This is a genomic window from Brotaphodocola sp. (genome assembly GCF_050873065.1).
GTDB lineage: Bacteria > Bacillota > Clostridia > Lachnospirales > Lachnospiraceae > Brotaphodocola.
Window position 1 is genome coordinate 1 of sequence record NZ_JBNMIC010000084.1, and the last position, 7,010, is coordinate 7,010.

At 51.0% G+C, this 7,010-nt stretch carries 9 protein-coding genes and 2 pseudogenes; all 11 read right to left on the reverse strand.

The window, feature by feature from the left end:
- Positions 1–183: pseudogene (locus ACR0QE_RS12645) on the reverse strand (acetaldehyde dehydrogenase); the annotation flags it as partial.
- A 20-nt stretch (positions 184–203) separates the two neighbouring features.
- A complete protein-coding gene (locus tag ACR0QE_RS12650) occupies positions 204–512 on the reverse strand; it encodes a BMC domain-containing protein (RefSeq protein ID WP_432628698.1) in 309 nt (102 codons plus the stop codon).
- A gap of 56 nt (positions 513–568) precedes the next feature.
- Positions 569–865, reverse strand: a complete 297-nt coding sequence (locus ACR0QE_RS12655) for a BMC domain-containing protein (protein ID WP_027640757.1) — start codon at positions 863–865, stop codon at positions 569–571.
- Between the two features lie 38 nt (positions 866–903).
- On the reverse strand, positions 904–1,182 hold the full coding sequence (locus tag ACR0QE_RS12660; RefSeq protein ID WP_432628699.1) for a hypothetical protein: 279 nt from the start codon (positions 1,180–1,182) through the stop codon (positions 904–906).
- A 1-nt stretch (position 1,183) separates the two neighbouring features.
- Complete coding sequence (locus ACR0QE_RS12665; RefSeq protein ID WP_432628700.1) at positions 1,184–2,179, reverse strand: DMT family transporter; 996 nt, start codon at positions 2,177–2,179, stop codon at positions 1,184–1,186.
- A gap of 39 nt (positions 2,180–2,218) precedes the next feature.
- Positions 2,219–2,503 carry an ethanolamine utilization microcompartment protein EutM gene (eutM, locus tag ACR0QE_RS12670; RefSeq protein ID WP_027640754.1) on the reverse strand — a complete coding sequence of 95 codons (285 nt, stop codon included), beginning with the start codon at positions 2,501–2,503 and terminating at the stop codon, positions 2,219–2,221.
- Positions 2,504–2,960: 457 nt separating this feature from the next.
- Positions 2,961–3,800, reverse strand: coding sequence for a MerR family transcriptional regulator (locus tag ACR0QE_RS12675; RefSeq protein ID WP_432628701.1), 840 nt, complete (start codon positions 3,798–3,800; stop codon positions 2,961–2,963).
- Between the two features lie 232 nt (positions 3,801–4,032).
- A complete protein-coding gene (locus tag ACR0QE_RS12680) occupies positions 4,033–6,108 on the reverse strand; it encodes an aminopeptidase (RefSeq protein WP_432628704.1) in 2,076 nt (691 codons plus the stop codon).
- Between the two features lie 21 nt (positions 6,109–6,129).
- Positions 6,130–6,462: a hypothetical protein gene (locus ACR0QE_RS12685; RefSeq protein ID WP_432628702.1), complete on the reverse strand. Its 333-nt coding sequence runs from the start codon at positions 6,460–6,462 to the stop codon at positions 6,130–6,132.
- A gap of 97 nt (positions 6,463–6,559) precedes the next feature.
- Entirely contained in the window at positions 6,560–6,709 is a 150-nt protein-coding gene (locus ACR0QE_RS12690; protein WP_432628703.1) for a hypothetical protein, read from the reverse strand.
- A gap of 11 nt (positions 6,710–6,720) precedes the next feature.
- A pseudogene (locus ACR0QE_RS12695) lies at positions 6,721–7,010 on the reverse strand (orotate phosphoribosyltransferase); the annotation flags it as partial.

Below are 7,010 nucleotides of genomic sequence, written 5' to 3' on the forward strand. Positions count from 1 at the left end.
CTCCCGCACTGCCATCTCGACGAGCATCTCTGCTCTCTCCGAGCATGCCTGCATCATCGCACAGACAACCTGATCGAGTTTTTCCTGTTCCCATCCCCCGAGTGCCGTTCTAGCCTCACCTGCCTCCTCCATGAGGACGCGGGCTTCCTGAACAGCCATCAAGTCTCTGTCAACAAATTTCATGTTACGACCCTCCTGCGCTTTTACTCCTCAGGCAGTAGATTCGTCAGGCTGTAACGTGCCACAATCTTGCCAAGATCCTGATGCGGTCTCGGGATTACCACAGAGCTGTAAACCTCCGCTCCCATATTTTCAACCGCTTTCACTCCGGCATCCACTGCGGTACGGCACGCTCCGACATCGCCCTGAACGATGACGGAAATGTATCCGGAAGCCACATTCTCATAGCCGATCAGCTCGACGTCTGCCGCCTTGCACATGGCATCGGCTGCCTCCAGAACAAATACCAGACCAAAGGTTTCAATCATTCCAATGGCTTCATATCTTTCCATACTTTTTCTCTCCTGCATCTTACTTGTCCGGATTTCGTCTGAAACCGTCTCCGGGCTTACGCATCAATATCGTGAACCGATACGATCTCGCCCACGGCACGGATCGGACGCGGCATCACATTCTTTGCCGTCAGCTTTCCGATCGCTGCCGCTGCCTCTGCTCCCGCCTCCACTGCGGAGCGGACAGCAGCCACATCGCCCTTTACCATGATGGTAACAAGGGTGGAACCCACGTTCTCGTAGGAAATCAGCTCGACGTCTGCTGCCTTGAGCATCTTATCCGCAGCTTCCATCGCCGGAACCAGACCGAGCGTTTCCACAAGGCCGAGCGCCTCTTCACCGTAATATCTCATTCTCCGATTCTCCTTGTTGTCTTTTTTGCAAATTCACTTTATCGAAACTTTGCAGGCACATATTTGTTTACGGCATCCCGTCCTGCCTCATTGATTGCAAAGCGCATGGAGAGATCTCCGTTTTTGTCAAGCTCATAACCGGTCAGATCGCACATTCCGTTTGCCTCGAGTGCCATCGCATGATTCAGATACATCTTCTTTGTAAACTGACCTTCATTTCCGTACTGAGGTTTCATCGCAGTCATAATCTCATCAACGCTTGCATCTTTCACTTTGTTTAAATAATTCAGCACAGCCATTCTTGCAGGAAGCAGCATCTTAGTCTTCCTCCTTCTTAAAGAAATCTAACGGATTCATCGTAACCAGGATTGCACCGGCAATGATGACAATGGATCCGATCACGATCGTCGGAGTTACTGCCTGTCCTAAGAACAGAACGCAGAAGAGAACTCCCCAGAATGCGTAGGTGACATTCAGAGACATTCCGATTGCACAGCCGACAGTTGCATTTGCCTGATACCACAGCAGGTAGGAAGCACCTGCGCTCAGACCGGAAATCAAGAGCCATACGATCGGCATTCCAGCTGCCAGTGTGCCGCCGAGCAGTCCCAGACCGCCAACGAGCGGAACGATCACGATCAGGTTTACAAGACCAGAGAACAGCTCTCTGATGTTTGTTGCCACATCGGTATCCACCATTGCGCCGCCGTAGCTTGAAAGCGTTCCCTCAAGTCCCCAGCAGATTGCTGCGAGAAGGGAACAGAGAATTCCAAGTGTAAAGTTCGGTGCGCCCTCCGGCTTCGTCCAGTTGATGACGATTGCACCGGCTACACAGATGACCATTCCTGCGACCACTCGCTTTGTCGGTCTCTGTTTCAGGAAGATCCATGCAAAGATTGCTCCAAACAGACCACAGGTCGCGGAAATCGGGATTGCGTAAGCACCTGCAAGTGCAAGTCCCACAAGATAAGCTCCATTTGCGATCGGGCCTCCGAGAAAAGCTCCGAGAAGCATCATCTTTCCCGGGAAAGTGTTTAAGGTTCTTCCAAGCTCTGCCAGACGACCCATCTTTGCGTTGTAGATTAACAGCCAGAGGCCTGCGAACAGATCGTTCAAACCTGCACACACGTAAGGCGCTGCAAGGAAGCCAGCCGCTCCGGCAAGTGGTTCATAATAACCAGCCACCATAACCAGCGTGGTGTAAATTCCGTAGGTCAGACCGGAAAGTGCTCCGGTCATCAGTCCCGTCTTGCGGAAACTTTTGCTGACCTGTTTCATCTTGGCATCCGCTGCGGATGCGTTTCCTCCGTTCATCGATTCATTTCTCCTTTGATGATTTTCCTTTTGTGTTTTTTATTCCGTCTTTCCACCAGGAAGAATGGTCTCTACCTCTCCGTGCGGACGCGGGATAACGTGAACGGATACCAGCTCGCCGATTCTCTGGGCTGCTGCAGCACCTGCATCGGTTGCTGCCTTGACAGCTCCGACATCTCCTCTCACCAGAACGGTGATCAGTCCGCCGCCGACTTTCTCTTTTCCGATCAGCGTTACGTTTGCTGCCTTTACCATTGCATCAGCTGCCTCGATGGAAGCTACAAGACCCTTTGTCTCAATCATTCCAAGTGCATCATACTTCATGTTGTCTCTCTCCTTCTCCATTTTTCCCAACATCTTGTCAGTTTTTGTAAATCTCTCCGTCAGCGTCCGAGACGCTTTTCCGGTGTTGTTGGGAACTTTTACAGTCTTTTGAGTTTCTGAGCTCATGTTTTTATTTACAGCGCGCGCAGCATGCACAAAAATTTTTTTCTTGCTCATGCTTTTCTGTGCACTTAGTATAGCCCTTTCCCCAAAGCGGAATGTCAAGCCCCTTTTTCGATAATTTTTTCACACACTTGTTTTTTTCTCCTGTGACCCGTTTTTCTTGCACATTGTACAAATCCGAGAACAATTTTACAGCAAAATGTCCAATCTCTTGGACCAATCACCACGCGCTTCTTCCCGCCGGACAAAAAAAGCAGGCAGAATCATTCCTGATCTGTCTGCTTTTTGCTTCCCCCTAGGGGGAAGGTTTTGAAACGTTTTGGAAGCTCTATTTTCACACGGTCACATCTTCCTCAAACGGAACCATGATCTCTGTCACAAACTCTTCCGCCTTCTTGGTCGACCAGTAATCTGTCACAAAACGCTCATAAGAATCGGCAGCAAGCCGGCATCCTCTCTTCTTTGCCCACTCCCGGATTCTCTCATACTCCTCGTCAATCGTGTCATGGGAACCGATGTGGTAGACGCAGGCCGCCATTCCGCGGTGGCGCTTCAGCTGAATCTCGCTCTTTGCATCCGGTCGCACTGCCTGCTGCATGATCCTGACGTGCCGGCATCTTCCCTCCATCTTCTCCTCAAACGAATCATAGTGCAAAATCACCGCCCCGGTGATCTCCTCCCTGTGCGCCTCAAGATAATTCGTCCACGGAATATTGATGACAGATGGCGGATAGTCATAGTGAAATTCCTGATCCATGTAGCAGAAATCCATCTCCGGAAAATATTTGACGGAAATCTCACACGTCTGATAGCGCAGAACCATCTGTGCCTCCTGAATCAGCTGGTACCAGTCCTGAATCGAGATCAGACTCTCCTGGATCCTGCCGACTTCCGTCGTCAGCTCCCTGATCTTTTCCGGGAACCATTTCCGGATTCCGGCAAAATCCACATCGTCGAGGAGCCCCTGCATCTCCTCGAGTTTAAACCCCATCTGTTTATAATATTTCAGCACCGGAACATACAGCAGAGTGTCCTCACTGTAATAGCGGTAGCCGTTCTCCTCATTGATATAGTCTGGCGAAATCAGCCCGATCTGGTCATAATAGCGCAGTGCCTTTCTCGAGACATTGCAGATTTTACTCACTTCTCCGATCGAAAAAAATTTCTGTTCCATATCCCCCTGTCTCCTTCTCCTTTCTTCATTCGTTTTCCAATTTGTTGACATTTTTGACAGTTTTTGTCTATTTTTCGAAATATTCGTCTATTCTATCAGATCTTTTACAGCATTTCAACCAAAAAATTGCACAAAAAAAGAGGAGGAAACACGGAGCACCGGGAAATGCTCCCATGCTCCGCACTCTCTCCTCAAATTCTGTTCGTGAAATAAATGCACTTTTTTCTCACCGCTACTGCTCGTCAAGCGCGCGGTTTAACTCCTCGGTTCCGGCGATAACGAATCTTCCCTCGCGGATCACCGGAAGTTCTCTCCTGTCTGCGCAGACTGCTGTGATGTCCCCAAGCTCCGAGTACGGAATCGTGATGTCAAGGTGACAGCCAAAGTATGCCTTTGAGACATCTTCCTTTCGCAGAAGCGAGATCTCATTGTCCCGCGCAATCACCTCACGCCCGTCCGGATTGTACATCGGGGAGTCCTCACTCCAGCTGTAACAGGTATCTCCGACTGCAAAATGCGGGCCCATCTTCTCTGCAATCAGGATCGGCAGTTTCTCCACAATGCCGAATTTCTGCGCCATCGCATACGCCGTCGTGTTCGTTCCGATCGCGAACTCGCCCATCGGAAGTGTGTCGTGATTTTTTAAAATCTGCTGGCGGATCAGCTGACGCCCCTCCTCGGGATCCTCAAAATTGTCACAGCTGTACTCTGCGACCATTCCATCCTCAAACCGGATCCTAAGATTCTTAAACTGGATATCCCCGAGGTAAACCTGGCTCACATGGAGAAGTCCGGTTGTCTTCGCAAGGATCGGTGAGGTAAAGACTTCCCCAAGAGGAATATTGACATCCGCAACACAGTTTTCAAAATTGGTCTGCTTTGACGGGTCGGAGAGCGGGTGCAGGGAAACCCGGATATCGGTCTCATTGCCGTTTCTTCCGGTCACATGAACCTGCTCTGCCTGATCGAGCACCTCAATGATGTGCTGCTGAATCCCCTTGTAAACCTCATAGTCGAGCGTGTTGATGCGGATCGTCTCCGCAAAGATTTCTTCAAAATCCGCTCCGATCGCCGGAACCGGAAACGCGATGATTGTAAAGCTCGTCTCATCTCCCGGGATATACTCGTTTAACACCTGCATTGACTCATTCGCATAGGCAATCGTCAGCTCCTCCTGCTTTTCACTGAGCTTGTACGCCTGTGGACAGTTGACCGGACAGAATCCGTCCTCGCCGAATGTCTCCACGACAGCCGGACCTGCAAAAGAAGCAGCTTCCTTGCGGTAAGTCTCGTAGGCCGTGCGAAGCACTGCAAGCTTGCGCTCCTTGAACGCCTTGTCGTAGTAGAGCGCGCTGTCATAGCGATGATCATAGTCATACTGGCGGTTTGCCGGAGTTGCGTGATAGCCGATCTTGCGGTTCGGATTCTTCGTCACCGACCATGACGCCGAGCGATAGAGAATCGTCTCAAGTCCCATCTCGGAAAACTGGCGGATCGCTGCGCGGATCATGCGCTCAAAACCGAGCTCATAGCGGATCGCCACGGTCTTCTTGCGGGAGAGATCTCTTCCCATGACCTCAAATCCCTTGCGGTATCCTTCGGTGTAAGTCGAAGCCATCTTCTCGATCGTCTCTTCCGGAAGCGTGTTCAAAAATCCTGCAATCTGAAGCTCCGCATCGGAAATATACTCTCCAAACCGGTACAGATAGCGCAGATCAGAAAGATCGCTCTCCATGATGATGTCGCGCGCAAAAGACAGGGACGGATCGAGCTGTTCGCGAATCCGGTACGTCAGCGTCACATCGGTGTAATCGCTGAAAAACCAGTAGAGCACATCACGCACTGCCTTCTCCTGCGGCACTTTCTCCTCAAAAAGATTATAAATCTCAATCAGCGTCTCCGACAGAATCGTGATGTCTGTCAGACGGCACTCGTAGGCAAAGACGATCGCCTCGCGAAACTGCGCATAAAATGCGGACAGAATTGCTCCGAGCTCCTCCCCGAGTTTCTCCACCGCATACGCCGGATTTGCATAGCTCTCGCCATAGTGTTCCGGAAGTATATCCGCATAGAGAGCGTGGTTGAGCTTTCCTAATTCTTCAAGAGAATATGATTCTAACTCCTCCCGAAGCTGAAGCCGCGCCAGCTCCTCAATCTGACCGGCAAACTGTGCCATCTGAACAAAATACTCCCGAAACGGCTCTGCAATCCGCTCCTCCGACGGAATCTGTGCAATCCGCTCCATCGCCAGATCATAGCGTTCGCGGATCTGTGTATTGTCGTCATTCCATAATTCCCGATAATTCACCGTTGTCATCCTTTCCTGCTTTTACATCGTAAGCGACAAGATTCCCACTATCATCATGCAGACCCAGAACAGCGCCAAAACTGCACCGGATCCTGTGGCAATCTTCGCCAGAATATAATTTTTTTCCTTTTCCCGAAACGCGGTGATTCCGTAGACAAGCGCTGCCGCGGTGAACACAATCCCGCAAAATCCCCACGCCGCCACGTTTGCCTCTCCGTTGCCCTGCGCGCTCACGCTGAGAGCAAGGCTGACCACCGTCGAGACAAGCGCGATCCCTGCAAAACAGGTCGCCGGTATGCTTCTTCCCGCAAGCGGTCTCCGGATATAGGAAATCCTGTTATTTCTTCTACGCACCCTGCGCTCCTTTCCCGCCATCTGCGAAAGAATGCCGGAACGCAAAGAGGATGCCGCATTCTCGCAACATCCCCTTCTTCCGGCGTTCCCCGCCGATTTAAAATGTAATCTCGCCTTTGCGCTTGAGCAGAATGCTCCCGCTCACGATGGACATGATTCCCACAACCAGACCGGTCACAAGAATCACAATTCCCACCGCAATGCTGCACGCGCCGGTACGCTGCATCGTCTTATATACTTTCTCCATATACGGCTCCCTTAGTCCTCAGCGCCATACTGCTCATAGTAAGCGTCAATTGCTGCCTTCAAGGTATCATCGATCACAATGCGGCCCTTATACGGCTTGTTGTAGAGATGCTCCACAACATCTGCCATCGTAACGATCGCGGTTGTCTTAAAGCCATACTTTCTCTCAATCTCCTTGAGTGCAGAGTGAGTCGTGTCTTTTCCGCGCTCCATACGGTCTACGGACACAACAAGGCCGAGCACATCCACATCGCCCTGGGCCTTGATGATCGGCAGAGTCTCCTCGATCGAGGTTCCTGCAG